Source organism: Cryobacterium sp. TMT1-3 (assembly GCF_004402315.1).
GTDB classification, from domain to species: domain Bacteria; phylum Actinomycetota; class Actinomycetes; order Actinomycetales; family Microbacteriaceae; genus Cryobacterium; species Cryobacterium luteum.
On the sequence record NZ_SOFW01000040.1, the window covers coordinates 217,294 to 243,718 of the forward strand.

A 26,425-nucleotide genomic window follows, 5' to 3' on the forward strand; every position below is an offset into this window, starting at 1 on the left:
CGGTGTCGGGCACGACCACGGCGACCGACCTGCACTACCTCGGCGCAACCGAGGCGCTCAACCTGTTTCGGTCGCGCGACCTGTCGCCAATCGAGCTGCTCGAGTCGGTCCTTCAGCGCATCGACGCGGTCAACCCGCGGGTCAACGCGCTCACCGAGCAGTTGGTCGATGCGGCACGAGAGTCGGCCCGCAACGCCGAGCAACAGTACCGGGCCGGCGGCGCTCTCGCCCCACTGCTCGGTCTGCCGGTCGCGGCGAAGGAGAAGCATTCCCTCGCCGGGCACGTGCTCAGCAACGGGCTCGTGGCCCAGCGCGCGGTGGTGGCGAACGCCGATCATCCGGTGATCAGCCGCATCCGCTCGGCCGGCGGCATCGTGCACGCCCGCACCACGACGCCCGAATTCTGCTGTGCCACGGTGACCCACTCGCCGCTCTGGGGCGTCACCCGCAATCCGTTCAACCTGGCACTCTCCCCCGGCGGCTCCTCGGGCGGTTCCGGCGCTGCCCTCGCGGCGGGTTTTACGCCGCTCGCCACCGGCTCGGACATTGCCGGATCGACCCGTCTGCCGGCGGCCTTCACCGGAACCGTCGGGTTCAAGGCACCGTACGGCCGCATCCCGGGTGTAGCGCCGCTCGCCGCCGACCACTATCGCGGCGACGGCCCGATGGCCCGCACGGTAGCGGATGCCGCCCTGCTCGCCAACGTGATGGCCGGCCGGCACCCCGGCGACCATACCTCGCTCGCCGACACCGCACCGCTGTCCGGGGCGTGGGCCTCGGCGCGCGGCCTCCGCATCGCCCTGTGCATTCGACTCGGCGACTACCTCGTCGATGCCGACGTGGAGGCGAACACCCGCGCGGTCGCTGCGGCGCTGCAGAGCGCCGGGGCGATCGTCGAGGAGGTCGAACTGCCGTGGACCACGGCCGAGATGCACCGGGTGTCGTTCACCCACTTCGGTCATACTCTCGGGCCCGCCATGGAGGACGAGACCCGCGGCGCCGAGAGCGGGCTCGCCGCGTATACGGTGCAGTTCATGGCCGATGCCCGCGCTGCGACCGCCGGCACCCGTTTTCTCGACGGGCTCAGCGCCGAAACCCGTCTGCAGGGCCAACTCGCCGCTGTGATGAGCGGGTTCGACGCCCTGATCTGCCCGACCTCGGCGGTGGCGTCGCTGACCGCCGACGATCACTATCTGAACGGCATCAGGACCGGCGGCGAGCACCTCGACCACTATTGGCAGGCGCACATGACCGTGCCCTTCAACATCGCGAACCGCTGCCCGGTGCTGGCGGTTCCGAGCGGCATGGCCGACTGCGGTATCCCGACCGGAGTGCAGATTGTCGGGCATCCCTTTGATGACGACACGGTCTTTCGGGTCGGTGCCGCCGTCGAGATGCTGCGCCCCTGGGCCCACCGCTACGCCCTGATCGGCGACTGACCCTCGTGGCCCCTGTTTGAGATGACGGCCTGCGTTCAAACCAGTGCCACGTTCTCAAACACGTGCCGCGAGCTGCGGCTCACTCAATAGGTTGGCAGCGCGGGCTCGATTTCCCTGGTCCAGGCCACGATTCCGCCCTCAACCTGGCGCACCTGCGCGTACCCCCGGCGCTGCAGCTCGGCCAGTACGGCTGCGGCGCGGGGGCCGGCCTTGCAGTGCACGATAATGTCGCGGTCGCGGGCGAGGCGGGCCTGCCCCGAGAGGATGCCGCCCTTGGGTACCAGCAGCGATCCGGCAATGTGCACGATCGCATATTCCTCTGGTTCACGAACGTCGACGAGATCGAAGTCGAGCTCGCCGCGTGAGCGCGCATCGAGCATGGCGGCGAGCTGGTGCACGGAGATGGACTGGTCCCCCTGAGGCGACGCCGGGGGCGTGCCGCAGAACAGGTCGTAGTCGATCAGTTCGGTGACCGGCTCGGTAGCGGGGTCGGGCGCAATCGTGATTTCGCGCCACGAGGCGTCGAGCGCGTTGAACAGCACGACCCGGCCGAGCAGGGTACGTCCCACCCCGGTGATGAGTTTGACGGCTTCGGCGACCATCGTGGAACCGATCGTTCCGCACAGCATTCCGAACACTCCGCCCTCGCCGCACCCGGGTACCGTCCCGGCCGTCGGCGCTTCCGGATACAGGTCGCGGTAGGTGGGACCGTGCCGATTCCAGAAGACACTGACCTGCCCGTCGAAGCGCAGGATGGAGCCCCAGACGCAGGGCTTGCCGAGCAGCGCTGCGGCATCGCTGACCAGATAGCGGGTGGCGAAGGTGTCGGCGCCGTCGAGGATGAGGTCGTACCGGGCGAACAGTTCGAGCGCGTTGGCCGCTGACAGCCAGACGTCGTGCTGGTGCACGGTGACGAGTGGGTTGAGCTCGGCGACCGCCGCGGCGGCGGATTGCAGTTTCGACCGGCCCAAATCGGCGACGCCGTGGATGACCTGGCGTTGCAGGTTGCTCAGGTCCACCGTGTCATGGTCGACGATGCCGATGGTGCCCACACCGGCGGCGGCGAGGTAGAGCAGCACCGGCGAACCGAGACCGCCAGCTCCGATCACGAGTACGCGCGCATTCTTCAGCCGGCGCTGGCCGAGCAGGCCGATTTCGGGTAGGAGAATGTGGCGGGAGTACCGCTCCCGTTCGGCCGTGGTGAGCGGCTCGCCCGGTTCGACGAGCGGCGCGAGCGCCGGCATCCGCTTCACAGGTCGGGCCGTCCGATCACGGGTGACGACGCCAGGGCGAGGTCGCGCCGCGGGATGCGGCCGGCCAGCGACGCGCGCCGGCCCGCGATCACGGCGTGTTTGAAGGCGTCGGCCATGAGCGCCGGGTTTTGCGCGCGGGTGACCGCGGTGGCCAGCAGCACGGCGTCACAGCCCAATTCCATGGCGAGGGCGGCGTCGGAGGCGGTGCCGATGCCGGCGTCGAGCACCACGGGGATGCCGGCGCGGGCCACGATCAGCTCGATATTGTGCCGGTTGAGAATGCCGAGCCCGGTGCCGATCGGCGCCCCCAGCGGCATCACGGCCACGGCGCCAAGATGTTCGAGCCGCAGGGCGAGCACGGGGTCGTCATTTGTGTAGGCGAAGACCTTGAAGCCCCGCGCGACGAGCTGTTCGGTGGCCTCCACCAGTTCGACCGCGTCGGGCAGCAGGGTCAGCTCATCGGCGATGACTTCGAGCTTGATCCAGTGGGTCTCGAGGGGCTCCCTGGCCAGCTCGGCGGTCAGCACGGCCTCGCGCGCCGTGAAACAGCCGGCGGTGTTCGGCAGCACGCGAATGGAATGCTGCAGCAGCAGCTCGAAGAGCGACTCGGAGCTCGCCACACTGTGGCGCCGCATCGCGACGGTCGTGAGTTCGGTTCCGGAGGCACGCAGCGCCTCGCCGAGGCCGTGCACGCTCGGCGCGCCCCCGGTACCCATGATCAGGCGCGAGGTGAACTCGACGCCGTCAATCATCAGACTGTCAGTGTGTGTGGGCACGATCAACCTCCCTGAACCGCAGAAACGATTTCAACTTCATCGCCGGCGGCAAACCGGGTGCACGACCACTGGCTGCGGGGAACGACCGCGGCATTCCGCGCGACGGCCACGCCGAGACGGCCCCCGTCGTCGGCCCGGCCCTCTGCGTCAATGGGGCGATCGGTGATCTGGGCTACGAGGTCGGTCACGCTGCCACCGGCCCGCACGGTTCGGCTCTGGCCGTTGACGGTGATGGTGACGGTCACGAGTGGCCTCCGTTGAGCGAAGCGGATGCGAGAACCCGGCTCGCCGAGAAACGATCCGGCCGAAAGCTCCGCCACCGATCCGTGGCGTTCCCCTCGATGAGGTCAACACAGTGCTGGGCAGCCATCGGGGTGAGCAGCACCCCGTGGCGAAAGAATCCGGTGGCGATGATGAGGCCGGGAATATCGCCACTGTCGGCTCCGGAACGGCTGACCCGACCGAGCAGCGGCGCATTGTCGGGCGTTCCCGGCCGCGCCCGAGCGGTCACCTCGAGAAGTTCGAGTTCGCTGACCGCCGGCACCAGCTCCTGGGCGTCCCGCAGCAGTTGGTGAACGCCACCGGCCGACACCGCGCTCGAGCCGTCTTCACGCTGGGTGGCTCCGATCACGAGCGTTCCGTCGGTGCGGGGGACCAGATAGACCGGCACGCCGTGCACCAGGCCGCGCACCGTGCAGGTGAGCAACGGCCGAAGGTGCTCGGGAACACGCAGCCGAAGGACCTCACCATAGACCGGGCGCAGCGGCAGGCGCAGGTGCTCGGGCAGCCCGCTCAGGTCGGCCGCCCCGAGCCCGTTGGCCACGACCACTTCGGTCGCGCTGACCGTTGAGCCATCAACCAGGGCCACGCCGGTGACGCGCGAGGAGGCATCCGCTGCAACGTCGTGCAGGAGCCCACGGGCACGCACGCGAAGCACGGCTGGCTGGCCGTCTCTGACGAGCCCGACCAACGCGAGCTGGATGCGCGCGGTGAGCTGGCGCGGGTCAACCTGATGATCCTGGCCCACCAGGAAGGCACCGGAAATGCGCGGACTCAGCAGCGGCTCGAGCTCACGTGCTTCGCGAACGGTCAGGGGCTCAACGCCCAGCCCGTTGACCAGTTGTACGCCGCGAAGGTCGGCGAGCGCTTGCCGATCGGCCGCTTCGGCACCGACGTTGATGGTTCTGGTTCTCTGGTACCCGGTGAGGTCCGACGCGGTTCCGAGCGATTCGATGAAGGCGGGATACAGCGCCGAGGAGGCGAGCATGAGCTCGAGGAGCGCCTCCTCCTGGTAATGCAGTTCGCTCACTGCCGCGAGCATTCCGGCGGCCGCGAAGGTGGCACCTCCGGCCGGATCCGGGTCGATGACGACCGCCGTGCGGCCGGTCTGCGCCACGGCCCAGGCGATGCCGAGACCGATGATGCCGCCACCGATGACGGCAACGTCGACGCTGCGATGGGCCCGCCGCTCACTCATGGCGCGCTTCGCAGAGTGGGGACGGGTGGCGAGTGCTATCGATCATGCGGACATTCCTTCGCTAGTGCTAACTAGACAGGTTCAGCGGGTATCGATCTCAGCTCGCACACAATATGGAGCACCCCGTGTCAGGGCCCAGCCTATACGCGCTCACGCCTCGAGCCCGCTGCGGCGCCCGAGGCCGGGCAGCAGCCACCTAATGTTGGACAAATGGACCAGATGACCGCCCGGCTGTATCTCTGCACCGATGCGCGTAAGGATCGGGGTGATTTCGCTGACTTCGTGCACGCCGCGTTCGCCGGCGGGGTCGACATCATCCAACTGCGCGACAAGACCATCGATGCCGCCGAAGAGCTCGACTATCTCGAAATTCTGCGCACGGTCGCCGAGCAACGGGCCCGGCTCTGGGCCGTCAACGACCGGGCGGATATCGCCGGTCTCGCCGGCGCTCCGGTGTTCCACGTCGGGCAGACCGACCTGCCGCTCGCCTCGGCCCGCACTTTGCTCGGCCCGGCCCCGCGGATCGGCCTGTCCACGCACACCCCCGAGCAAGTGGATGCCGCGCTCGCCGCCGACAATCTCGATTACTTCTGCGTCGGCCCGGTCTGGGCCACGCCGACCAAGCCCGGTCGCGCCGCGGTCGGAACCGAGTTGCTGGGCTACGCGGCCGAGCAGAGCGCATCCGCTGCCAGCCCGCGCCCGTGGTTTGCCATCGGCGGTATCGACCTCGGCACCATCGACCAGGTGGTCGAGGCCGGCGCCACTCGGGTGGTCGTGGTGCGGGCGATCACCGACGCCGACGACCCGACGGATGCCGCGCAGCGGCTTCTGGCCAGCCTGCCCCCGCTCGACTAATCGAACGGTCAGGCCCGTGCACCCGGACTGGAGGAGGCGCCTGCGCGCGCGAACAGCCGATGAAAGTGGTGGATCGGACCGTTTCCCCGGCCGACCTCGAGCTCGTCAGCGTGGGCCAGGGCATCCTGGAGCCAGTCCTTGACCTCGGCGAGGGACTGCGCCCAGTTCCCCCTTCGAGCCTGCACGGTCGCCATCGCCGCCGACAGGGAACACCCGGTGCCGTGACTATTCCTGGTCTCGATGCGCGGCGCCGTGAACTCGAGCACCTTGTGCGTGAGCAGCCCGTGGGTGTTTACCAGAGCATCGGGGCAGGCTGTTCCGGTGAAGTGCCCGCCCTTGACCAGCACGGTGGTTCCGGTGCGGGCCGACAGCCGTTCGCCCTGTTCGAGAGCCTCGGTCCAGTCGATCGCCGCTGGCTCATTGAGCAGGACGGCCAGCTCGGGAACGTTGGGCGTGACGAGGTCTGCGTGCGGAATCAGGTCGCGCAGTGCCTGCTCCGCTGAGGCGTCGAGCAGCCGGTCACCGCTGGTCGCCACCATCACCGGGTCGAGCACGACCAGCGGCGGCCGACACTCCTCCAGCCAGGAACCCACCTCGGTGATCACCGCGAAATTCGCGAGCATGCCGATCTTGACGGCGTCGATGGTCACGTCGTCGCTCACCGCGGTCAATTGCTGCCGGAGAAAATGGACCGGCGGGGTGTGCACCGCGCGCACCCCGCGCGTATTCTGCGCGACCAGGGCAGTCACGACCGCCATTCCGTAGCCGCCGTTGGCCGCGATGCTTTTCAGGTCGGCCTGAATTCCGGCGCCGCCGGTGGGATCGGTGCCGGCAATACTGAGAATCCTGGGCGTCTGCCGCAGCGTGAGAGGGTGGCGTCGATCGATCATTCGTGACATTCCTTCGCTAGTACTAACTAGACAGGTTCAACGGGTTTTGATCTCAGCTCGCACACTGTGTGGAGCACCCCGTGTCACGGGCCAGCCTATACGCGGCAGCAGCACAGGCGGCCGAGCGCCCGACCGTTTCCCGAACGGCGTGAACTCAGCGCACCGACTTACGTTCGTAGATCGCCCGCGACCAGGCGTACCCGAGGAACGCGGTCGCGACGCACCAGCCCAGTGCGAACACGGGGTTGGTGCCGAGCGGGGTGCCGAGCAGCAGCCCGCGGATCGTCTCGATGAACGGAGTGAACGGCTGGTACAGCGCGAACCAGGCCAACCCGGCCGGCATCGACTCCGTCGGCACGAAGCCGCTGCCGAGCAGCGGCAACAGTGTCAGGATCAGCGGCAGGTTGCTCGCCGTTTCGACCGACTTGGCCTGCATGCCCATGGCCACCCCGAGCCAGCTGATCGCATAGGCGACGAGTGCGAGCAGGCCGGCTGCGGCCATCCACTCGAGCGGTGAAGCCGTGGGACGAAACCCGATCAGCAGGCCAACGCCGAGTACGAGCGCGACCGCGATCAAGGCCTGGATGGCGTTGCCGAGCACGTGCCCGGCGAGCACCGCGGCGCGCGAGATGGCCATGGTGCGAAACCGTGCGGTCACCCCCGTCGTCATGTCCATCGAGACTGTGGTCGCGGTGCCGCCGGCCGTACCGGCGATCGTGATCAACAGGATGCCCGGCACCACGTAGGCGAGATAGGCTGCGCGCCCGCCGGTCGCGTTCACGCCGGGCAGCCCGGCCCCGAGCGTGCCGCCGAACACGAATACGAACAGCAGCAGAATCACCACCGGCCCCACGATGGTGAACACCGACAGTCCCGGGTAGCGCACCATGTGCAGCAGGTTGCGGTGCAGCATGGTGAGCGAGTCGGCGATGACGTGCGACGGCCGCCGGATGCCCGCGGCCGGCTTCACCCGCGCAGAAACGGTGGTCATGACGTCATTCCCTTCGCGTCGACCGGGCCGGCCGGAGTCTTCGTGCCGGTGAGGGCGAGGAAGACGTCATCGAGGTCCGGGGTGTGGGTGCTGAGGTCGGCGACCTCGATGTGAGCTGCATCGAGGCGGTCCAGCACGGAGCGCAGCGCCCCGATTCCACCGTCACTCGGTACGGTGAGGGCGAGATCGACGGCGTCGCGGGTGCACTCGTCAAGCAGGCGGGCGGCGGTATCCAACGCGGCAGCGTCCGCGAAGCGCAGCCGAAGGTGACCGCCCGGCACGAGGCGTTTGAGTTCGTTCGGCGTGCCCTCGGCGACGATGCGGCCCCCGTCGAGTACCGCGATGCGGTCAGCGAGTTGGTCGGCCTCGTCGAGGTACTGGGTGGTCAACAGCACGGTCGCGCCCTCCGCCACGAGGCCCCGCACGATGTCCCACAGCGTGCGGCGGCTGCGCGGGTCGAGGCCGGCGGTGGGTTCATCGAGAAAGATCACGCTCGGTGCCTGCACCAGGGTCATGGCAAGGTCGAGGCGGCGCTGCATGCCGCCGGAGTAGGTGGCCAGCGGTTTGCGGGCGGCGTCGACGAGGTCGAACTGATCGAGCAGTTCGACCACCCGTGCCTTCGAGCGTTTCGATCCGAGGTGGCGCAGACGCGCCATCAGCCTGAGGTTCTCCTCGCCGGTGAGCAGGCTGTCGACCGCGGAGAATTGCCCGGTGAGACCGATCTGGGCGCGCACGCCGGCCTGGTCGCGCATGACGTCGCATCCGTTCACGAACGCCGTCCCGCCATCGGGCCGCAGCAGGGTCGAGAGAATGTGCACGGTCGTGGTCTTGCCTGCTCCGTTCGGGCCGAGCAGCGCGGTCACGGTGCCCGCGTGCACGGTGAGATCGACGTTGTCGAGCACGATCTGGTCGCCGTAGCATTTGCGCAGTCCGTGCACGTCGATCGCTGGGGTATGCATGGTGTCGTTCCCTTCTGTTTTATCCTCGATAGCTTCCTCGACGCAGCTTCGCCGAATCGCTGGTTCTCAGCGCTCGACCGCGCGGGCTCGCTGGATGGTGATGTTGCCGTACTGCGTGCGGGCACGCACGGCGATGGTCTGTTCGGAGGCGGCGGGCGCGCTGTCGCCGGCGAGTTCGTTGCGCACATGGCCCTCTTTCGACGACAGGTCAAGCCAGGCGGGAACGCCGGGCTTCACGCCGATTGTGACCTGACCGAAGCCGCTTTCAACCTGCACGGAACCGGTCGACACGTCGCGCAGCTGAATGCTGCCGTAGGCGGTCCTGGCCGAGACGGATGCGAGCGCTTTGGAGATCTCAAGGTCGCCATAAGAGAGCTTCGCGTCGAGATCGCCTCCGCACTCGCCGACCGTGATGCTGCCGTGCGATGCTTTGAGAAGCGCGTCGCCGGTGACCGTTCCAACCCGGATCTGGCCGTGATCGGCGGTGATCTCGGCTGCGCCCCGAATCGTTTTGATGGTTGCGTTGCCGTGGGAGGCGCGCAGCCACAGGTCGCCGGTGCTATCGATATCTACCGGCCCCATCGAACACTTGATCCGGGTGGCGCCGAGGGTGCCGACCGAACGCAGGTCGCCGACAGCGAGCTCGGCGGTGAGTCGCGATCCGGCCGGCAGCTCGATCTTCACGTCGACCGATTCGGTGGGGCCGAACCAGCTGATGCGGGGTTTCGGCCCCACAATCACCAGGCGTGCACCGTCGAAGTCCACCCGGGTCTCCTCCGCGCCGCGCAGGTCGACCGCCTTCGTCGGGTTGGTCGGCCACACGGTCACCACCGTTTCGCCGCGGTCACCGGCAACGATTTCGATGGCACCGACCTGCAGATTGACGGCGAGGTCGATGGGCGTGGGGGTGGTGAATGTGGGCATGCTGACGCTGCCTTTCCGGGCGTGGTTGTGCAACCTACGCGGGTGCGCGGGTTGGTTTTGCGGCGGCCTGGCGCTCTAGCGCGCCCAGCCTGTGAAGTTGTCACCGGTGCGCAGGGTGCGCTGCGCGGATCGTCGTTGCCTGGGTTGCAGGGCTGCAGCGATTGCACGCACCAGCCAGCTGTTCACCGACAGGCCGTCCGCGGCGGCCGCGTCGTCGACCCGCGCTTTGAGGGCGTCCGGCAGACGCAGGGTCGTGCGCGAGGTACTCGTTTCGTCAAGGTCAACGGATGCCGGGCCTCGCTCGTCACTGTCGGCCTCCGCACTCGGCTGGGTCACCACAAACTCGATCTCGCGTCCGCGCAGCCGCACGTCAACCGATCCGGGGGCGAGGTCTCGGGTGATCTCGGCGGCCGCAGCGGACAGCGCATCGAGCAGCACGAGCCGGGTCGCCGCGTCGAGTCCGGCGGCGAGGCGCTCCGCGACGCGCGTGCCTGCGGTGCCATTGTCGGCGGCATCCGCGAGGTGGCGCTGCAGGTCGTTGACATACTGTCCGAGTTCCATGTCACCATAGTGACACCACCGTGGTGTCACGTCAAGTCACAATGGTGTCATGTTTGGTAGCAGTCTTTACCGCGTCGAACGCCGAGTGCCCCCTCGCTCAGCTGTAGCGTGGTCGCGATCGTGGCGAATTCCGTAGCGCCGGGGGCCCGGAGCAGCGCGCGGAGCCTCTGTCGGGTTGGTGCATGGATTCAACCAGTGCCGGGTCGCTGAGCAACAATAGGCGGCGGACTGGCTGGATCCGGCTTTCATCTCTTTCAGCTTGAGGGTGATCGTGACGCCGCCGTGCCCGCGGGCACTGTGCGCGTCGCAGCCAGAGCGCGTTCGCGCATGGCGAGGAACAGCGGAAACGTGAAGGCGAAAGCCGTGAGACCCGAGCGACCAGCACTACTACCCGCTTGAGTGCGCCGGAGCAGACCTGGCGATTTTGACATTGTGTCGAAGGATGAGGTCCAGGTCGTGCGTCACTGTGCGTGCCCGCACTGCGCCTGGACCTCAGCCTTGACCGGACGTTCTCAGCTAGTGCAGGACTCCGCAGGCGACCGGGTCGGTTGCCTCGGCGGGGAGGGCGGGGTCGAGCTCGCTTACGCCCTCGGGATCGCTGAGGTTGTAGGTTCCATTGCCGTCGTAGTCGTTTCCGTGGATCACGACAACACCTTCACCATCACGGATGGCCTCGGAGATCTGCGCGGCGGTGCCGAGCCCCTCGGCTCCCGGATATCCGGTTCCCGCCACGTCAGTGAAGCTCACGTTGGTCCGGAGATAGTTATAGGAGCCGTTTTTCGAGACGGGGAACCGGGAAACGTCGAGAAAGCTGGCCGGCGTGGTGTCTCCTCGAGTGTTCAGGGACACCACGACGGGTCCGTAGGCCGGAACGCCCTCGACCGTGTTGAGCCTTCCGTCCCCGTTACTGTCCAACGCCAGTGTGGGGCACTCATTCATGGCCTGTTCGCCGTAGTGGATGTGCTGGGCGTGGGGAGCATCGGGCGTCAAACCCTTGGCGCGGATCCCGATCGCCCGGATTGTCTCGCCGCGAATGACGGCGAACGCCTTCCCCGACGCACCCGAGTCGTTGAGCTCCGTCAGGTGGGCGGTCAGCACCACGTTGCCGCGCACCGATTTCGGGACATGCGCTGACGCCGGCGCAGCGCCCATCGAGACAGCAATTAGCGCAGCTGCACTCGCGCCGAGCAACAGTTTAATGTTCTTCTTCACGTTTCACTCCTTTGTGACCTCGCCCATCGGGACGATCCCGAGGGTTAAATGAGACAACTTCAGTTCGTAGCCCTAGGCCAATTGGATTGGCCTCATTCGCACGCACGCACGCACGCACGCCTGCGGCGAAGGGTATCCACGAATCGAGATTCCCGACAGTGGTCGCTGCTGACTTTCTCCGCAGCTTGAGAATGCCCTTTCACCGTCCTGGTGGCCTGATGGAACGATTGATGAGACCGTCGTCGTGCGACACCTGGTGGAAAACAGTACCTAAAGATTCGACATCAGCTCACTTGGTCATCTTCCATTGCCGAGATCGATGGAACGGACGACGCAGCGTCTCCGGTCGCAGCCATTTTGGTTACCTATATTGACCCACTTTCGAAGGTCCGCTGGCGCCGGCGTGCACGGGAATGCGCGGCAATGAAGACCAAGCGCGAGGCACATAGTCATGAGCCATCAGCATCACGCCACCCGGCCAACTGAAGCGCCAATTGTCCCACGCACCGTGGGACAATTGAGGGTTACCAGCTATTCGTCCGCGATGGCATCCAGCAGCTTTTTTGCGTCCGGCAATGATTGCTGCTCTTCGGCCGGCAGTGCCTCGTAGGTGTATGTGGCCACGGCCATCGGCGAACCTGCTTGGCTCAGCGCGTATCGAACAATACGGTCACTCTTGTCTCCGCGAATTAAGATGCCCACCGTCGGCCGGTGCATGTCCGAGCGCAGGTGATCATCCACCAGAGCGATGTAGAAATCGAGTTGCCCGGTGAAGGACGGCTCAAACGCACCCTCCTTCAGGTCGACGATGACGTAGCGGAGCTGGCGTACGTGGAAGAACAGCAACTCGATATAGAAGTCCTACCCATCGACCTCGAACTGCACTTGGCGGCCGACAAATGCGAAACCCGCACCAAGCTCCGCGAGGGTCTGAGCGATGCGCTTGGTCAATGCAAGTCCGAAATGGCACTCCGCAGCTTCACGGGTAAATTCCAGAAAATCAAAGACGTAGGGATCCTTCGCGATCTGCCGTGCCAACTCGGAATCTGGTGCCGCCAGCCGCTCGGTGAAGTTCGACGGAGCCGACCCGGTCCGCTCGAGACGTACGGTAATTGGAATATTTGCGGGAGCGTACATAGTTCGACTATCTCCGTCTCGGGGATGGGTTCCGATGGATTCCCCCAGCATGCTGACCTATTAGCAACACAGGCCAGTGCATGCGGGTTCGTTCAAACCGCCCGCAGAATCGAACATCGCGCCGTGTGAGGAGATGATCCCGGTCCCCCAACACCGATCCCAACCACAAAACCTCCGAGAATCAGCGCTCTGAAACTGAAGGAACACAGGTCCTGTTCAACATCCTAAGGATCGAACCGGATGCAACTGATTGGCATGTCAGCAACGGGGACCTCCAACGGGAATAGCCCCGCTGAGGCTGGGCGCCGCCGCCCGCCTGAGCAAACTTGTCTCGTTTACCCTGCCTGTAGGAAATCTCGCTCACCTGCGTCATACGGGACACGAATTCGAGGCTCTGGCCGTCTTCCAACCATCGGTTATATGAGGCACTGAGGTTCCGAGACACGTTACGGTTGTCGTGGATAACGTCTGCGACTGCGTGCGGCAAATATGCGGTCGCAGGGTTGCGATTTTGCTCGTACTTCGGGACCTCGCCGTCCCTAGTCGCAGAGCGCAGGTACATGCATCAATGGACACCACGACAACCGGGGGAAATCATGAAGAAAACTTCTGCGCTCTGCGCAGGACTAACCGTCATCTTTTTCTTGACTGGCTGCTCTGGCCAGGTGAGCGGTGCGGCAGGGACTTCGGTCCCTTCGCCCTCTAGTACGGGTCATCGTTCGGCCTCCCCGTCTGCTTCCCCTTCGCCCGTAACGCCTGCTCCGGCGGAGTCCGAGCCCGCCGGAGCCGCTGAATGTGATGGGAACAACCTGGATATCTCGATCGCCGCACACCCGATGGCCAGCGGAGCAGGTTCGTTCTACTCCGAGATCACGTTTACTAATACCAGCAGCGACACCTGTCTGGTCGAGGGACCGCTTTCCATCTTCAACCTCGCAGACAGCGCTACGGGGGCGGTCGTCGGGAAGCGCGCGGCAGACAGCGGGCTGCCAGAGGAAGTGCAACTTGCTCCTGGGGCGTCTGCCTACAGCACCATCCACTTCACCAATGCCGGAGCATACGACTGTGAAACCGCCGTCGCCGATGTGGCCTACGTGAGTCCGCCCAATTGGGATTCATCGCGGACCATCACGCTGGAAAGTCCCGTCACCGTATGCAACACACCCGCAACCTACAACGTGTCGTGGATCAGCGCGACCAGTCTCTTCTGATCCAAACGCATAGGCAGCGACACTCAGCCGCCGATGCAATCGCCACTGCCGCTGCCGCTGGAGCAGGGGCGATAGCCCGGGTTGACGGTCGTCGCTGGAGGATCAGGACGCCAATCGATCGTTGGAACCGACACTAACAACGACACACCCACCGTCAAGATCACAGCCACGCTCGCGATCAGCACAAGGCCGCCACGGCGCCGCACGAGTGCCCGCACGAGCAGTCCGATTTGAATGGCGATCGTAATACCAGCGGTAGCCCAGTAGCTCACTACGGCCGAAACGATGAATTCCTTGCTGCCGTCCATTTGAATCTGCGGGGTTGACGAAGTGAGCAGAAGACACCTCGACGCGCGCCAATTTTCTCGTCTCCGCCGGTGCATGGATGGACGAAAAATCAGTCGGAAATTGGCCGTTGAAGCGATCAAACCAGGGGAACCCGCTACTTCAATCTGCGGGGTTGATGGTGGCAAAACCGCAAATCGGCGAAAAAATACCCCGGACTTCCGCAGAAGTCCGGGGCGATTTTAGTGAATACCGTGTAGCGGGAGCGGGAATTGAACCCGCGACACCACGATTATGAGCCGTGTGCTCTAACCAACTGAGCTACCCCGCCGCGACTTGTCGGCTGTTCGCTTCCAAGCCTGAGCCCCCTGTGGGAATCGGACCCACTACCTCTTCCTTACCAAGGAAGTGCTCTACCAATGAGCTAAGGGGGCAGAGCAACCAAAAAAACAGTAGCAATGCCGCGTTTTTGGCAACCTAGAAACTTTATCACCCCGACAGCGAGGTCCGGACCACTTTCCCTCGCTAGGGGCATCCAGCAGCAATGCCGTAACATTTTAGGATGACTGTCACCAATCTGACTTCCGGAACCGAATGGTGGCGCACCGCCGTTATCTATCAGATCTACCCGCGATCTTTCGCCGACGCCAACGGTGACGGCATGGGGGACCTCGCCGGCATCAGCGCGCGACTGCCCCAGCTCAAAGAACTGGGCGTCGACGCCATCTGGCTCTCTCCCTTCTATACATCACCGCAACGCGACGCCGGCTACGACGTGTCTGACTACTGCAACGTCGACCCACTGTTTGGCACCCTCGACGACTTCGAGGTGCTGCAACGCACCGCCCATTCCCTGGGCATTCGCGTCATCGTCGACATCGTGCCCAACCATTCCTCGAGCGACCACGGCTGGTTCCAGGCGGCGCTCGCCGCCGGCCCTGGCAGTGAAGAACGCGCACGCTACACCTTCCGCGACGGCAAGGGCGAGAACGGCGAGCTGCCTCCGAACAACTGGGAGTCCGTCTTCGGCGGCCTCGCCTGGACCCGCACGACCGATCCGGACGGCACCCCCGGCCAGTGGTACCTGCACCTGTTCGACAGCAGCCAGCCCGACTTCGACTGGGACAGCGAGTGGGTACGCGAACAGTTCCGTGCGGTGCTGCGCTTCTGGCTCGATCGCGGCGTCGACGGCTTTCGAGTGGATGTTGCGCACGGCATGATCAAGGCTCCCGGCCTCCCCGATTACACGCCTCCCGCCGAGGGCGGCAGCATGGGCGGGGCACCGGCATCCGCTTTGGAACCGGGCATCACCGCCGAGACGCCGCTGACCGCCCCGTACTGGGCGCAGGATGGCGTGCACGAGATCTATCGCGACTGGCACCGGGTGCTCGCGGCCTACCCTGGCGACCGCGTTCTCGCCGCCGAGGCCTGGGTCGATCCGCTCAGCCAGATGGCCAAATGGGTGCGCCCCGACGAGATGCACCAGGCCTTCAACTTCGCCTACCTCGAGACCCCGTGGAACGCCGCGAAGCTCAAGAGCGTCATCGACGAGTCGCTCGAAGCCTTCGGCAACGTGGGCGCACCGAGCACCTGGGTGCTCTCCAATCACGATGTGGTGCGCCACGCCTCCCGGCTTGCCCTCACCGGCGACAACCTGCAGGGTCACGGTATCGGTCCGAAAACGGTCGGGCTGCCTGACCCGGCGCTGGGTCTCCGACGAGCGCGGGCGGCATCCGCTTTGATGCTGTCGCTGCCCGGCTCGAGCTATCTGTACCAGGGTGAAGAGCTCGGCCTGCCCGAGGCCGTCGACCTGCCCGACGACGCCCGCGAAGACCCCACCTGGTTTCGTACGAACGGCGAGCGTTACGGGCGAGACGGATGCCGCGTGCCGATTCCGTGGGAAGCCGCCGGTGAATCGTTCGGCTTCAGCACCGGGCCGAAGAGCTGGCTGCCGCAACCGAAGGAGTGGGCAGGGCTGGCTCGCGACCAGCAGGACGGCGTGGCCGGATCGACGCTCGAACTGTACAAGTTCGCGCTGCGGTTGCGGCGCGAGCACGCCCTGGCCTCCGGTACCGTCGTCTGGCTCGACGGGTTCGGTCCCGAGGTTGTGGCGTACCGCAACGGCGACGTGACCGTGCTGGCCAACACGGGGACGGCATCCGTTCAGCTGCCGGACGGTGACGTGCTGCTGGCCAGTGAAGACTTGGTCGGACGCATCTTACCGGGAGACGCGACGGTCTGGTTGCGCTCAGCACGGGCATGACCGACGCCGCAGGCCGACCGGATGAGACCGGCAACAGCGCGCTGGCGAGCATCGCCGCGATGCGCGAGCTGAAGCTCGAGCTGACCCGGTTCATGATGTCGTATAAATTCGCGAGCGACGAGATGCTCACCAAGATCAACATTCTCAAGGAGGAGTTCAGCTCGATCCACGACTACAGTCCGATCGAGCATGTCAGCTCGCGGCTCAAGTCGCCGGAAGGCATTCTACAGAAAGCCATCCGCAAGGGATATCCGCTCGAACTCGACGGCATCCGCGACAATATTCAGGACATCGCGGGCATTCGCATCACCTGCAGCTTCATCAGCGACACGTATCGCATTCGGGACCTCCTCGCCGGGCAGCGGGACGTGACGGTGCTGCACGAGAAGGACTACATTCGGGAGCCGAAGGCGAACGGCTATCAGAGCCTGCACCTCATCGTCGCGATTCCCGTGTTCATGTCCGACCGCGTACAGCCGGTCACCGTGGAGATTCAGATTCGCACCATCGCCATGGACTTCTGGGCGAGCCTCGAGCATAAGATCTTCTACAAATACAACGGTGCCGTGCCGGACACGCTCGTCGAAGACCTGCGGCAGGCAGCGGATGCCGCCAGTCGCCTCGACGTGAAGATGGAACTGCTGCACGACCAGGTCGTGGCGCTCGAAAGCGTCGATCCCAACGACGCCGACCTGTTCAGTTTCGACGGACTCCCGCCGTTTCCGCTGCCGAAGGGCCTGCTCGATTCCTTTATGCGCGGCCGCACCGAGCCGGAATAGCCCCTGGACAGGTTCGCTCGAGCGGGTCGCCAACACCCACCCCGCATAACTCACTCATTTTCGTGCTCGTTATGCCTGCTCTCGCCACCAACGAGGCCGCCCTCGGTTGCTAATTCAGGAAATTTGAGGCGAGCGACCAGTTGAAACCTGGGAAACACGGGGCACCCCAGCGCTCGCTGGTCCGATTTCCTGAATCAGCCACCATGACATTGGCCCACCGGCCGCGGCTAGTTGGTGTTGGCGTAGAGCCAGGCGAGCGGGTCGATCTTGGTGCCGGTGATTCCGCCCTGGCGAATCTCGAAGTGCAGGTGCGGTCCGGTCGACATTCCGGTGCTGCCGGTTTTGCCGATGACCTGGCCGACCTTGACCACGTCGCCCTCCTTGAAGAGCATCGATCCGTGGATCATGTGGGCGTACACGCTCGTGACGAGCTCGCCGTTGATCATATGGTCGATCATCATGTGCACGCCGAGGCTGGCCTCGCCGTCTTCGGCGTAGCTGACCACGCCGTCGGCGATGGCCTGGATCGGCGCACCGACGCCCGGATTGAAGTCCTGGCCGCCGTGGTTCACGGAGCAGCCGGCACAGTTGCGGTAGCCGATCTGGTCACCGATGTGCACGCCGACGGCGAACGGCCACTGAATCGTGCCGTTCGGGTTGTTGGTGAAGGTGTCTTCCATTCGGATACCGCTGGCTGCGGCAACCTCAGCGACGGTGCTCGACTCATAACCGTCACGCTCGACCGTGACGGTATCGCCGCCGGCCAGATTCATGCTCTGTACCTCGTCGGCCGGCAGAACGCGCTGGGCTTCCAAAACGGATGCCTGCACGTCCTGCGAGGACAGCAGCGCCTCCGCCGGAAGCGAGGTAGCCACGGCCATCAAAGCTACGAACGACATGGCGAGGATCGAGGCGCCTTTGGCTGCGCGCTTGCGCATGGTGCTGCCCGCTGGCCGTGCGCGGGGCGTACGGCGGGGCAGTGCCGCGGCCGGAACGAATTTGCGCGCGGGGGCAAAGGTCTCGCCGGGCTTGTGCTCGATGCGCTGGCGGCGGTGCGGGCGGTCTCCGGCAGCAGGAATCACCGTCGGGATCGACGGGGCGATGCCGGGAGCCAGGAGCTTCTCGTAGTCGGTGGGCTCAGCGTCGGCGATCGGCAGGGCGGCGACGACACGGTCGGTCTCGGTGACGACGGCCGGCTCGAGGTCGGGTTCGGTCAGATCGGCAGCGACGATCAGGTCGGCGGCAGGGCTGAGTCGAACAACATCGACGACATCTTCGTCGACCGGAGCCAATTGGGAGAAGGCAACACGCTCGCGCTCGCGCAGCTCGCGACGGGTGAGAGCTGCCGGTTCAGCTGGGGGAAATACGGTACCGTCACTCTCGCCGGACACGGAGGTGTCCAAAGATGGAGTGTGACGTGACAAAATGCAGCTTTCGGCGTAGCGGACGGGATCGGGTACTCGTACTGGAAAACGCCAAAAGACGGCAAGCCAATATAACGAATCGATTAAGGATAGCGCTCAACCCTGAGAATACCAGAGGAAAGTGACCGATCACACCCGAATGGGGGTAAATGGGCGTTACCTCACCGGGCTTGCGGGTCGACTGGGAAGCGTGTGAACAGCCCGGCGAGCACCGGCTCGAACTGCGCGTAGAGGTCGGGAGCGGCGGCGATGAGCAGGTCGCGACCCTCGGCATCCGCTTGCAGAGCGCCCACTCGAGCGCCTGCCTCGCGAGCGATCAGGGCGCCGGCGGCGTGATCCCAGGGGTTCAAGCCACGTTCAAAATAGAGGTCGAGTCGTCCGCAGGCGACCGAGCAGAGGTCGAGAGCGGCCGAACCGATCCGACGGATGTCCCGCACCTGGCCGATGAGACCGCCAACGACATTTGCCTGCCACACCCGCCGGGTCGCCTCATAGCCGAAGCCGGTGCCCGCCAGGGCGAGCGAAAGCGAGACGTCGTGATTGACGTGCAGGCGTTTGTCGCCCAGCCAGGCACCGGAGCCGTCGGACGCGGTGAAAACCTCGCCGAGGGCTGGATTGACGACCGCGCCGGCAAGGGCGTTCCAGGTCGCCGGGTCGGGATCACCCTGCACGACGGCGACGCTGACGGCGTAGAACGGGATGCCGTAGAGATAGTTGACGGTGCCGTCAATGGGGTCGACCACCCAGGTGAGCCCGCTCGTGCCGCTGGTCGCGTCGGATTCTTCACCGTAGAAGCCGTCGTTCGGCCGGGCATCGGCCAGCAGGCCGCGAATGAGCAGCTCGACTTCGCGGTCGGCCGCGGTAACGATGTCTTCGGGTGAGGACTTCGAAGCGGCGATCTCGACCCCCTCCGAGCGGCGGCGGTGGGCGAGCGCCCCGGCGGTGAGGGCGATGGTGCGCGCGAGGTCGAGCAGCTCGGTCGGGGCAGGATGCGTCATGCCCTCACGCTACAGGGCGGGGCTTAACAAGGACAGGCAGGCCCGGGGGCCTGCCTGTCCTTCTGAACTGCTTTACTGCTGGTGGCGAGTGCGAGGTTCGAACTCACGAAGGCTACGCCGTCTGATTTACAGTCAGATCCCTTTGGCCGCTTGGGTAACTCGCCAGGCGCTCCCGACCAGGTGTAATCACTTGACCGGAGACGCGGGGTTAACAATACAAGACGAAACGCCCCACCGAGAAATCAGCCGTGGCCGTGCTTCTTGATGAGGCGCATCCGCTACCCGGCGGGTGGGCCGCCCATGCCGGCCGGCGGGGTGCGCGTCTCGGTCGACGTCTCGCCGCCGAGGCCACTGAGCCCGCTCTCGGTTTGGGTAGCGGTGCTGGCGATGGCGGAATTCAGATCGGCCAGGATCACCCGGTCACCGGAGTCGATTCCCGACGTGATCTCGGTCAATTCAAAGCCGACCGCGCCGACCGTCACCTCGACGCTCGTGGAGACGCCGTTCTCGAGCAGATCGACCGTGGAGATCGAGGCGGCCAGGTGCACCGCCGAGGTCGGCACGGTGATCACCTCGTCGAGGCTGGCCACCGCCACGGTGACTGCGGCCGAGGCACCGTTCAGCAGGTTGGGGTCGGTGTTGTCGAGGGCGATGTGCACCGTGTATGACGGTGTGGACGACGTCGACACGTTCAGCATGCCGATCGAGCTGACCGTTCCGGACAACTCGTCGCCGACGCTCGCCACGGCGACGTGGGCGCTTTGGCCGACGGCCACCCCGGCGATGTCGGTGAGCGAAACGCTCGTGCCTACGACAAAGCCATTTTCGCCGATCACCGTGATCACCGCGGTCGACGACGACGCCGAGACGGAGTCACCGACCGCCAGATCGACGGCCGCGACGGTGCCGGCGATCGGGCTGGTCAGCGTGGCCAGAGTGAGGTTGTGCTCGGCGATCGCCAGTTCGGCGACGGCCGAATCGATCTCGGCCTGGTCGGCCACAATCGTTTCGGCCGAGGCGACCGTGGTGGTCGCGCCGCCCGTGGCTGCGCCGGTACCCGAAATTGCAGCGGATGCCCCGGCCCCGCTCGCTGCCGACGTGGCCGTTGATTCGGCGGTCGCGTTCGTCGAACCCGACGCAACGGTGCTGGGAGCGGCAGTAGATGACGACGGAGCGCTCGCAGCGGCGACCGCCTTCTGCAGGGCGCTGACCGATCGGTTCAGGTCGTCGACGAGCGTGAGCACGCCCGCCTGGGCCTCGTTGGTCGCCGTCTGGCCGGCTAGCACGGCGGTGATGGCGCTCTGGCAGTCGGCGAGGGCAAGTTTCGCCGCCGCGAGTTTCTCCGCGGCGGTCAGGGGCACGGTCTGCTCGGTCGTTTCGTCGGTCGCTCCGGTCGCTCCGTCGGTGACCGTGGCGGCAGGCTCGTCGGCGTCGGTGGCAGCCTCATCCGCGGCGGCGTCCTCGAGTGCGGACTCAAGAAGGGGCAGACACACGTCGGTCGTCGCGGCGATGGTCTGCTGAGTCGCGGCGAGCGCGGTCACGGCCGTGTCGTAGTGGGTGAGCAAGGCAGCCTGGGCGGCACCGACCGCCCTGATGGCCTCCGTAACGGCGGTCGATGTGGCGGCGATCGAAGCTCCGGTCGAAGCCGTGCCCGTGCCCAACGAACTCGCCGATGTCGACGCGGCACCCGACGAGGCGGGCGTGGCAGCTGTGGCGGCGGCATCCGTGGTTGATGCCGTGCTGGCCGTTGTGGTGGCGGCCGTCTGCGACTCGAGGTCGTTCTCCAGAGTGACCTGGGCGGTGGAAACGTTGGCCTGGGCCTCGTCGATCGCGTCAGTCAGGCTCGCCACGTCGAGGGTGGCGAGCGTCTGCCCGGCGGTCACCGTGTCGCGCACGCTGACCGCGACGCCGCTCACCGTGCCGGCGACCGAGAACGACGCATCGCTGCGACTGGCCGAGGCCAGAGTTCCGACCAGGTCGAGCGATTCGCTGACCGAGCCGAGCGCGGCCGCGACCGTGCGGTAGTCCCCTTCCGGTGTGCGGGTTACGGCGTAGGCCACTCCCCCGCCCGAGGCGACGATTACCGCGGTGACCGTTCCGGCGGCGAGCAACCGCCGGCGCCTCTGCCGGGTGGCGCGAAGCGCCGTGGCGAAAGGCTCCCGGTTCACAGTGGTTGCCGGCGCCGCGCGCTTACTCATCCGCCGCACCATTCATTCGGCCGCCGGGGCCGGCCATGGCGCTCACGCAGCCGTCAGCACCGCCCACGGACAGGGCCACCGTGGTAGCCGCGAAGGATCCGCTGTCGTCGGCCTCGCCCTGGGCCGTCGCGCACAGTCCAACGGCAACGGCCGTCGCATCAGAAGCGGATGTCGCGGTGTAGCTGGTCGTGTCGTCGACCGTGACCGTTTCAGTCGTCACGGCGCCCTCAGCGTCGGTCGAGTCGACCGTGATGCTGGTCGCGGTGACCGCGGTGACCAGGCCGCTGGTTCGAGAACCGAAGCCGCCGGCATCCGTTGGCATATCGGTGGGCATACCGGTCGGCATGCCGCTCGGGGCGGTACCGTCGGCGCTGGCGGGCAGGTCGGTGGGCGGCGTTCCGCCACCGGGCATTCCTCCGCCCATTCCGCCCAGACCCGCGGTGCAGGTCCCGTCAACCGCAGCCGTGACGACGACGGTGGTCGCAACGCTTGCGGCATCCGTTCCGTCGGCCGCTGCCGCGCTGAAAACGTTGACGCACTGGCCAACGGTGACGTCGCCCAGTGCCGCGGCGAGCGTCGAGGTGAAGGTCGTGGCCGTCGTGTAGGTCACCGCGGTCTGGGATTCGCTGTCCTGCAGCTGAAAACCGAGATCGGCCAGGGCGGCGACCTCCCCGGTCACGCCGGGCGCGACTCGCGCCTGCTGGGTGGTCGACGTGTCGGTCGTGGCAGCAGGAGCTGCCGTCGTGGCGGTGGCCGAGCAGCCCGAGAGCAGCAGAATGCCGCCGAGGGCGAGCGCGCCGCCGGCGAAGACCGCGCGACGCTTGAGGGTGGATTTCAACATGACCGTGATCTCATTTCGTTGGAGGGAAAAATGATGGAGCGCCGAGTCCTGGCGCAGGTCTTATTCACTGCGCAGCGCATCGATGGGCGCGAGGCGGGCGGCCCGAGTGGCCGGGTAGACGCCGAAGCTCACACCGATCACGATGGCGACGCCGATGGACAGCGCGACGGCGGCCGGCGAGACGACGATCGAACTGCCGATCACCCCCGGCAACAGCAGGGCCGCAGTAACGCCGAGTATGGCGCCGAGCAGTCCGCCGCTGAGGCCGAGGATGGCCGCCTCGATCAAAAACTGGCGGCGGATGGCACCCGGCGGCGCCCCGAGGGCCTTGCGCAGGCCAATCTCTCGGGTACGCTCCGAGACCGAGACGAGCATGATGTTCATGACCCCGATGCCGCCGACCAGCAGGGATAGCCCGGCCACGCCGGTGAGCAGAATGGTGAGGGTTTCGTAGACGGCCGTTGCGGTGCTGACCAGGGCGTCCTGGCTGCTGATCGAGAAGTCAGCGGCGGTGCTGTCGGTGATCGAGTGCAGGTTCAGCAGCAGGGTTTCGGCCTCCTGGTAGGCGGCGGAGAGCTGCCCGTCGCTGGCGGCCTGCAGGTAGATGGTCGACACGGCGGCGCTCTCGGTGCCGCCGACGAGCACACTCGCCGCGGTGGAGAACGGCACGATCGCCAGATCGTCGAGGTTGTCTGACGAGTCCGACCCGGCGGTGTCGAGCACACCGATCACCTGAAAGGGCTTGTCGCTGATCACCACCGACTGGCCGACGACCCGCTGGGTGCCGAACAGCTCGTCGGCGGTCTCCGAGCCGAGCACGATCACGGCGGCGGAGGTCTCGTCGTCTTCGGCGCTGATGAACTCACCCGTGCTCAGGGTGCGGGCGCGCACATCAAGCCACGAGGCGGTCGTTCCGGTGACGGAGGTCGTCCAGTTGGTGTCGTTCGCTTCGAGCGACAGCGAGGTGGTTTTCTCGGCGGCGACCCCGGAAATGTCGGGGGCGTTCACGCTCGACGCGAGCGCGTCGGCATCCGCTCTGGTCAGCGTCGAGCTCGAGCCGAAACCACCGCGCACACCCGATGTGTCGGTGCTGCTGCCGGGGGCGACTATCAGCAGGTTGCTGCCGAGCGAGCTGATCTGCGCGCTGACGTCTTTCTGGGTGCCGAGGCCGAGGCCGACGGTGAGAATGACGGCGGCGATACCGATCAAAATGCCGAGCACAGTGAGGGTCGAGCGCAGGGCGTGGGAATAGACGGCGCTCCAGCTCGTGCGGAATGATTCGAGCCAGTTCATGCGGCAACGTCCTCGTTCAACTCGTCGCGCAGAATCTCGCCGTCGCGTACCCAGACGATGCGGGCAGCCCGGCGGGCGACTTCGAGTTCGTGCGTGATGAGCACGATGGTGCGGCCGCGGGCGTGCAGTTCGTCGAACAGGGCGAGCACGTCCTGCGTCGAGACCGAGTCGAGGTTTCCCGTTGGTTCGTCGGCCAAAATCATGGTCGGTTCGCCGACCAGGGCGCGGGCCACGGCCACGCGCTGCTGCTGCCCACCCGAGAGTTCACCTGGCCGATTCTCGAACCGGTCGCCCAGCCCGACCCTCACGAGTGCTTGCTCGGCACGTTCCTTGCGCTCGTTCCGAGGTACCCCCCCGTAGATGAGCGGTAGTTCAACGTTGCGCCAGGCCGGCAGCGACGAGAGCAGGTTGAATCCCTGAAAGACGAACCCGATCTGACGGTTGCGAATCGCGGCGAGATCGACCTCGTCGAGGTCGTTCACGTCGGTGCCACCGAGGCGGTATTCGCCGCGGGTGAGGGTGTCGAGGCAGCCGAGAACGTTCATGATCGTGGATTTGCCCGACCCCGACGGCCCCATGATGGCGACGTATTCGCCCTCGTGAATGGCCAGGTCAATGCCCTTGAGGGCTTCGAATTCGATGCTTCCGGAGCGGTAGGTTTTGCCGGCGCCGCGCAATTCGATGACGGGGGCATCCGTTGGAGTCGGGTCAACCATTGTTCGTGCCTCCGGGCATCTGACCGGCCGGGAAGTCGCCGGTGGGCATCTCCCCGCCGGGAAAAGTGCGGTCGGTGCCGGTCGTGCCGGCATTGCCGCTGCCGGGGGTGAACGCGGCCACGACCACCTCATCGCCCGCGGCGAGCCCCGCGGTGATCTCGGTGAGGTTGCCGACCGTGGCACCGACGGTGACCGGTGTGGAGATCTCCGTGCCGTTGGCGTTCTTCACCGTCACAACGGATGCCCCATCCACGCTGGTCACGGCGGCGCTGGCCACGGTGAGCACGTCGGTACGGCGTTCGTAGACGATGGCTGCGGTCACGGCGACGCCATCGAAGAGGCCAGGGGCGGATCCGGTGACGGTGACGACGACCGGATAGGCGGCGACACCCGTGGTGGTGGACGGCAGCAGGCCGATCTCGGAGACGGTTCCGAAGAAGGCGGTTCCATCGTCGAGGGAGAGTTCGACCTGGTTGTCAGCGGCGATGAGGGCGGCATCCGCTTCACCCACCGTGAGGTCGACGGTCCAGGAATCGGTGCCGACGATGGTGAAGGCGGCCGTGCTGGCGGTGGTCGTGCCGCCGGTTCCGGCGGCAGCGGTTGCGCCCGCTGCTGCGGTACCGGCCCCGCTGCTGCTGGTGCCCGCCGAGATGACATCGCCGACGGCCACGTTCACGACGGTGACGACTCCGGCGACCGGTGCCGTGAGGGTCACGGCGTTCTGAGCGGCCACGGCCTCGTCGACAGCGTTCTGGGCGGTGGTGACGCTCGCGGTGTTGGCGGCGATCTGGGCCAGGGCGGCCGTGCTGCCGTCACTGGCATCCTGGCTGTCCGTCAGCTTGGCCGCGGCGCTCGCGAGGGTCGCCCGGGCCGCGAGCACTTCGGCGTCGACGGTGAGGGTGTCCACGGTGGCGAGCACGTCACCGGCCGCGACGACCGTTCCCGCCAGCACGTTGACCCCGGTGACGGTTCCGGAGGCGGCAAAGGAGACTTCCTCCTGCACGGTCGGGGTGAGGGTGCCGGAAGCCGAAACGCTCTGTTCCATGGTCTCCAGGCTCGCCGCCACGGTTTGGGCGACGGGGGTGGCCACGGCGCTCTCGGTCTGGGCGGCAATGATCCACCACGCGCCGCCGCCGGCCAGGGCAAGCACGACGACGGCGCTCAGCACCCACCAGCGGGCTCTCATTCTCCTGATGCGGATGCGAAACTGCCTGAGTTTCATTGTTCTCCTCGTGTATTCAACACACTCTTGCCTGTGCCACTCAGGCGAACCTAAGCAGGCGGTCTATGCCCAAGGCATCCGTGGCCTATCAATCGGCTATGAGCGACTGTCAGATACCATGGGGGAATGGCAGATTCAACATTCGACATCGTCAGCAAGGTCGACCCGATGGAGGTCGACAACGCCCTCAACCAGGCGCACAAAGAAGTCGCCCAGCGTTACGACTTCAAAAACGTGGGAGCCTCGATCGCGATGAGCGGCGAGAAGGTGCTCATGAAGGCGAACACCGAGGAGCGCGTCAAGGCGATCCTTGAGGTGTTCGAGGCCAAGCTGATCAAGCGCGGCATCTCGCTGCGCAGCCTCGATGCTGGCGAGCCGTTCGCCTCCGGCAAGGAGTACCGCATCGAGACGTCGATGAAGGCCGGTATCGACCAGGAGAACGCGAAGAAGATCAGCAAGATCATTCGCGATGAGGGCCCCAAGGGCGTCAAGAGCCAGATCCAGGGCGACGAACTGCGGGTCAGTTCGAAGAGCCGTGACGACCTGCAGGCCGTGATGGCACTACTCAAGGGCAAGGACCTCGACGTGGCCCTGCAGTTCACGAACTTCCGCTAACCGCTGGCGCCGTGGCCAGCCTGCGGCATCCGCTTTCAGCAGCAACGCACCGCGCGCTGGTGGCTAATTCAGGAGATCCGGTCGCCGCACCCAAGCCGGCCGCACT

23 protein-coding genes, 3 tRNA genes, 2 pseudogenes and 2 riboswitches are annotated in these 26,425 nt (G+C 66.1%); of the genes and pseudogenes, 6 read left to right on the plus strand and 22 right to left on the minus strand.

Annotated elements, in window-relative coordinates; genetic code table 11:
* The first annotated feature begins 2 nt into the window (after positions 1-2).
* Positions 3-1,439, plus strand: coding sequence for an amidase (locus E3O25_RS15520; protein ID WP_134361590.1), 1,437 nt, complete (start codon positions 3-5; stop codon positions 1,437-1,439).
* 83 nt (positions 1,440-1,522) lie between these two features.
* Here E3O25_RS15520 and moeB read toward each other — a convergent pair whose 3' ends face one another.
* The 4 genes from moeB to thiO are packed head-to-tail and all read right to left on the minus strand — an operon-like array spanning position 1,523 to position 4,945.
* Positions 1,523-2,683, minus strand: coding sequence for a molybdopterin-synthase adenylyltransferase MoeB (gene moeB, locus E3O25_RS15525; RefSeq protein WP_134361691.1), 1,161 nt, complete (start codon positions 2,681-2,683; stop codon positions 1,523-1,525).
* A 5-nt stretch (positions 2,684-2,688) separates the two neighbouring features.
* Positions 2,689-3,444 carry a thiazole synthase gene (locus E3O25_RS15530; RefSeq protein ID WP_134361692.1) on the minus strand — a complete coding sequence of 252 codons (756 nt, stop codon included), beginning with the start codon at positions 3,442-3,444 and terminating at the stop codon, positions 2,689-2,691.
* A gap of 26 nt (positions 3,445-3,470) precedes the next feature.
* The gene (gene thiS / locus E3O25_RS15535) at positions 3,471-3,713 is read right to left on the minus strand and encodes a sulfur carrier protein ThiS (RefSeq protein ID WP_166787764.1); all 243 of its coding nucleotides are present in this window, start codon (positions 3,711-3,713) and stop codon (positions 3,471-3,473) included.
* Entirely contained in the window at positions 3,710-4,945 is a 1,236-nt protein-coding gene (gene thiO, locus E3O25_RS15540) for a glycine oxidase ThiO (RefSeq protein ID WP_092106387.1), read from the minus strand. Before thiO ends, thiS begins: the two co-directional genes overlap by 4 nt.
* Positions 4,946-4,981: 36 nt before the next feature.
* A riboswitch (TPP riboswitch) is annotated at positions 4,982-5,081 on the minus strand.
* Positions 5,082-5,155: 74 nt separating this feature from the next.
* Here thiO and thiE point away from each other — a divergent pair.
* Positions 5,156-5,800 (plus strand): thiamine phosphate synthase, encoded by a 645-nt coding sequence (gene thiE / locus E3O25_RS15545; RefSeq protein ID WP_092106389.1) that lies wholly within the window; start codon positions 5,156-5,158, stop codon positions 5,798-5,800.
* 53 nt (positions 5,801-5,853) lie between these two features.
* Here thiE and thiD read toward each other — a convergent pair.
* From thiD to E3O25_RS15580, 7 genes and pseudogenes are all read right to left on the minus strand, one after another.
* Positions 5,854-6,699: pseudogene (thiD, locus tag E3O25_RS15550) on the minus strand (bifunctional hydroxymethylpyrimidine kinase/phosphomethylpyrimidine kinase); the annotation flags it as partial.
* Positions 6,682-6,781: riboswitch (TPP riboswitch) on the minus strand. Its footprint overlaps the pseudogene before it by 18 nt.
* 63 nt (positions 6,782-6,844) lie before the next feature.
* Positions 6,845-7,681: an ABC transporter permease gene (locus E3O25_RS15555; RefSeq protein ID WP_134361591.1), complete on the minus strand. Its 837-nt coding sequence runs from the start codon at positions 7,679-7,681 to the stop codon at positions 6,845-6,847.
* The gene (locus E3O25_RS15560; protein ID WP_134361592.1) at positions 7,678-8,640 is read right to left on the minus strand and encodes an ATP-binding cassette domain-containing protein; all 963 of its coding nucleotides are present in this window, start codon (positions 8,638-8,640) and stop codon (positions 7,678-7,680) included. Before E3O25_RS15560 ends, E3O25_RS15555 begins: the two co-directional genes overlap by 4 nt.
* Positions 8,641-8,706: 66 nt before the next feature.
* The gene (locus tag E3O25_RS15565; protein ID WP_092106397.1) at positions 8,707-9,564 is read right to left on the minus strand and encodes a DUF4097 family beta strand repeat-containing protein; all 858 of its coding nucleotides are present in this window, start codon (positions 9,562-9,564) and stop codon (positions 8,707-8,709) included.
* Positions 9,565-9,639: 75 nt separating this feature from the next.
* The gene (locus E3O25_RS15570; protein WP_134361593.1) at positions 9,640-10,125 is read right to left on the minus strand and encodes a histidine kinase; all 486 of its coding nucleotides are present in this window, start codon (positions 10,123-10,125) and stop codon (positions 9,640-9,642) included.
* Between the two features lie 516 nt (positions 10,126-10,641).
* Positions 10,642-11,337 (minus strand): hypothetical protein, encoded by a 696-nt coding sequence (locus tag E3O25_RS15575; protein ID WP_092106401.1) that lies wholly within the window; start codon positions 11,335-11,337, stop codon positions 10,642-10,644.
* Positions 11,338-11,868: 531 nt separating this feature from the next.
* Positions 11,869-12,525 (minus strand): annotated as a pseudogene (locus tag E3O25_RS15580) (PDDEXK nuclease domain-containing protein).
* A gap of 545 nt (positions 12,526-13,070) precedes the next feature.
* Here E3O25_RS15580 and E3O25_RS17725 point away from each other — a divergent pair.
* Positions 13,071-13,685 (plus strand): DUF4232 domain-containing protein, encoded by a 615-nt coding sequence (locus E3O25_RS17725; RefSeq protein WP_166806040.1) that lies wholly within the window; start codon positions 13,071-13,073, stop codon positions 13,683-13,685.
* A 23-nt stretch (positions 13,686-13,708) separates the two neighbouring features.
* On the opposite strand, the gene E3O25_RS15590 is transcribed toward E3O25_RS17725, so the two are convergent.
* From E3O25_RS15590 to E3O25_RS15600, 3 genes are all read right to left on the minus strand, one after another.
* Positions 13,709-13,993: a hypothetical protein gene (locus tag E3O25_RS15590; RefSeq protein ID WP_092106405.1), complete on the minus strand. Its 285-nt coding sequence runs from the start codon at positions 13,991-13,993 to the stop codon at positions 13,709-13,711.
* Positions 13,994-14,227: 234 nt separating this feature from the next.
* A tRNA-Met gene (locus tag E3O25_RS15595) sits at positions 14,228-14,301 on the minus strand.
* 31 nt (positions 14,302-14,332) lie between these two features.
* A tRNA-Thr gene (locus E3O25_RS15600) sits at positions 14,333-14,404 on the minus strand.
* Positions 14,405-14,532: 128 nt separating this feature from the next.
* Here E3O25_RS15600 and E3O25_RS15605 point away from each other — a divergent pair.
* Positions 14,533-16,233 (plus strand): glycoside hydrolase family 13 protein, encoded by a 1,701-nt coding sequence (locus tag E3O25_RS15605; RefSeq protein WP_134361595.1) that lies wholly within the window; start codon positions 14,533-14,535, stop codon positions 16,231-16,233.
* On the plus strand, positions 16,230-17,012 hold the full coding sequence (locus E3O25_RS17730) for a GTP pyrophosphokinase family protein (RefSeq protein ID WP_166787767.1): 783 nt from the start codon (positions 16,230-16,232) through the stop codon (positions 17,010-17,012). The genes E3O25_RS15605 and E3O25_RS17730 overlap by 4 nt, the downstream gene beginning before the upstream one ends.
* 227 nt (positions 17,013-17,239) lie before the next feature.
* Here E3O25_RS17730 and E3O25_RS17790 read toward each other — a convergent pair whose 3' ends face one another.
* The 8 genes from E3O25_RS17790 to E3O25_RS15650 form a co-directional block, all read right to left on the minus strand.
* On the minus strand, positions 17,240-18,415 hold the full coding sequence (locus E3O25_RS17790) for a M23 family metallopeptidase (RefSeq protein WP_134361596.1): 1,176 nt from the start codon (positions 18,413-18,415) through the stop codon (positions 17,240-17,242).
* A 182-nt stretch (positions 18,416-18,597) separates the two neighbouring features.
* Complete coding sequence (locus E3O25_RS15620) at positions 18,598-19,434, minus strand: inositol monophosphatase family protein (protein ID WP_134361597.1); 837 nt, start codon at positions 19,432-19,434, stop codon at positions 18,598-18,600.
* Positions 19,435-19,513: 79 nt separating this feature from the next.
* Positions 19,514-19,598, minus strand: a tRNA-Tyr gene (locus tag E3O25_RS15625).
* 114 nt (positions 19,599-19,712) lie between these two features.
* Positions 19,713-21,632 carry an HlyD family efflux transporter periplasmic adaptor subunit gene (locus tag E3O25_RS15630; protein WP_166806041.1) on the minus strand — a complete coding sequence of 640 codons (1,920 nt, stop codon included), beginning with the start codon at positions 21,630-21,632 and terminating at the stop codon, positions 19,713-19,715.
* Entirely contained in the window at positions 21,625-22,473 is an 849-nt protein-coding gene (locus E3O25_RS15635) for a hypothetical protein (protein ID WP_134361599.1), read from the minus strand. The genes E3O25_RS15630 and E3O25_RS15635 overlap by 8 nt, the downstream gene beginning before the upstream one ends.
* Positions 22,474-22,533: 60 nt before the next feature.
* A complete protein-coding gene (locus E3O25_RS15640) occupies positions 22,534-23,766 on the minus strand; it encodes an ABC transporter permease (RefSeq protein WP_092106417.1) in 1,233 nt (410 codons plus the stop codon).
* Positions 23,763-24,482 carry an ABC transporter ATP-binding protein gene (locus tag E3O25_RS15645; protein WP_092106419.1) on the minus strand — a complete coding sequence of 240 codons (720 nt, stop codon included), beginning with the start codon at positions 24,480-24,482 and terminating at the stop codon, positions 23,763-23,765. Before E3O25_RS15645 ends, E3O25_RS15640 begins: the two co-directional genes overlap by 4 nt.
* Positions 24,475-25,704, minus strand: coding sequence for an efflux RND transporter periplasmic adaptor subunit (locus E3O25_RS15650; protein WP_134361600.1), 1,230 nt, complete (start codon positions 25,702-25,704; stop codon positions 24,475-24,477). The genes E3O25_RS15645 and E3O25_RS15650 overlap by 8 nt, the downstream gene beginning before the upstream one ends.
* 126 nt (positions 25,705-25,830) lie before the next feature.
* On the opposite strand from E3O25_RS15650, the gene E3O25_RS15655 reads away from it, so the two are divergent.
* On the plus strand, positions 25,831-26,319 hold the full coding sequence (locus E3O25_RS15655; RefSeq protein ID WP_092106423.1) for a YajQ family cyclic di-GMP-binding protein: 489 nt from the start codon (positions 25,831-25,833) through the stop codon (positions 26,317-26,319).
* Positions 26,320-26,425: the final 106 nt, after the last annotated feature.

Bases quoted from the DNA above. Each gene is read 5' to 3' on its own strand.
- moeB (WP_134361691.1), bottom strand. From the start codon at position 2,683: ATGCCGGCGCTCGCGCCGCTCGTCGAACCGGGCGAGCCGCTCACCACG.
- E3O25_RS15530 (WP_134361692.1), bottom strand. From the start codon at position 3,444: ATGATTGACGGCGTCGAGTTCACCTCGCGCCTGATCATGGGTACCGGG.
- thiO (WP_092106387.1), bottom strand. From the start codon at position 4,945: ATGAGTGAGCGGCGGGCCCATCGCAGCGTCGACGTTGCCGTCATCGGT.
- thiE (WP_092106389.1), top strand. From the start codon at position 5,156: ATGGACCAGATGACCGCCCGGCTGTATCTCTGCACCGATGCGCGTAAG.
- E3O25_RS15555 (WP_134361591.1), bottom strand. From the start codon at position 7,681: ATGACCACCGTTTCTGCGCGGGTGAAGCCGGCCGCGGGCATCCGGCGG.
- E3O25_RS15560 (WP_134361592.1), bottom strand. From the start codon at position 8,640: ATGCATACCCCAGCGATCGACGTGCACGGACTGCGCAAATGCTACGGC.
- E3O25_RS15565 (WP_092106397.1), bottom strand. From the start codon at position 9,564: ATGCCCACATTCACCACCCCCACGCCCATCGACCTCGCCGTCAATCTG.
- E3O25_RS15570 (WP_134361593.1), bottom strand. From the start codon at position 10,125: ATGGAACTCGGACAGTATGTCAACGACCTGCAGCGCCACCTCGCGGAT.
- E3O25_RS17725 (WP_166806040.1), top strand. From the start codon at position 13,071: ATGAAGAAAACTTCTGCGCTCTGCGCAGGACTAACCGTCATCTTTTTC.
- E3O25_RS15590 (WP_092106405.1), bottom strand. From the start codon at position 13,993: ATGGACGGCAGCAAGGAATTCATCGTTTCGGCCGTAGTGAGCTACTGG.
- E3O25_RS15605 (WP_134361595.1), top strand. From the start codon at position 14,533: ATGACTGTCACCAATCTGACTTCCGGAACCGAATGGTGGCGCACCGCC.
- E3O25_RS17730 (WP_166787767.1), top strand. From the start codon at position 16,230: ATGACCGACGCCGCAGGCCGACCGGATGAGACCGGCAACAGCGCGCTG.
- E3O25_RS15620 (WP_134361597.1), bottom strand. From the start codon at position 19,434: ATGACGCATCCTGCCCCGACCGAGCTGCTCGACCTCGCGCGCACCATC.
- E3O25_RS15630 (WP_166806041.1), bottom strand. From the start codon at position 21,632: ATGAGTAAGCGCGCGGCGCCGGCAACCACTGTGAACCGGGAGCCTTTC.
- E3O25_RS15635 (WP_134361599.1), bottom strand. From the start codon at position 22,473: ATGTTGAAATCCACCCTCAAGCGTCGCGCGGTCTTCGCCGGCGGCGCG.
- E3O25_RS15640 (WP_092106417.1), bottom strand. From the start codon at position 23,766: ATGAACTGGCTCGAATCATTCCGCACGAGCTGGAGCGCCGTCTATTCC.
- E3O25_RS15645 (WP_092106419.1), bottom strand. From the start codon at position 24,482: ATGGTTGACCCGACTCCAACGGATGCCCCCGTCATCGAATTGCGCGGC.
- E3O25_RS15650 (WP_134361600.1), bottom strand. From the start codon at position 25,704: ATGAAACTCAGGCAGTTTCGCATCCGCATCAGGAGAATGAGAGCCCGC.
- E3O25_RS15655 (WP_092106423.1), top strand. From the start codon at position 25,831: ATGGCAGATTCAACATTCGACATCGTCAGCAAGGTCGACCCGATGGAG.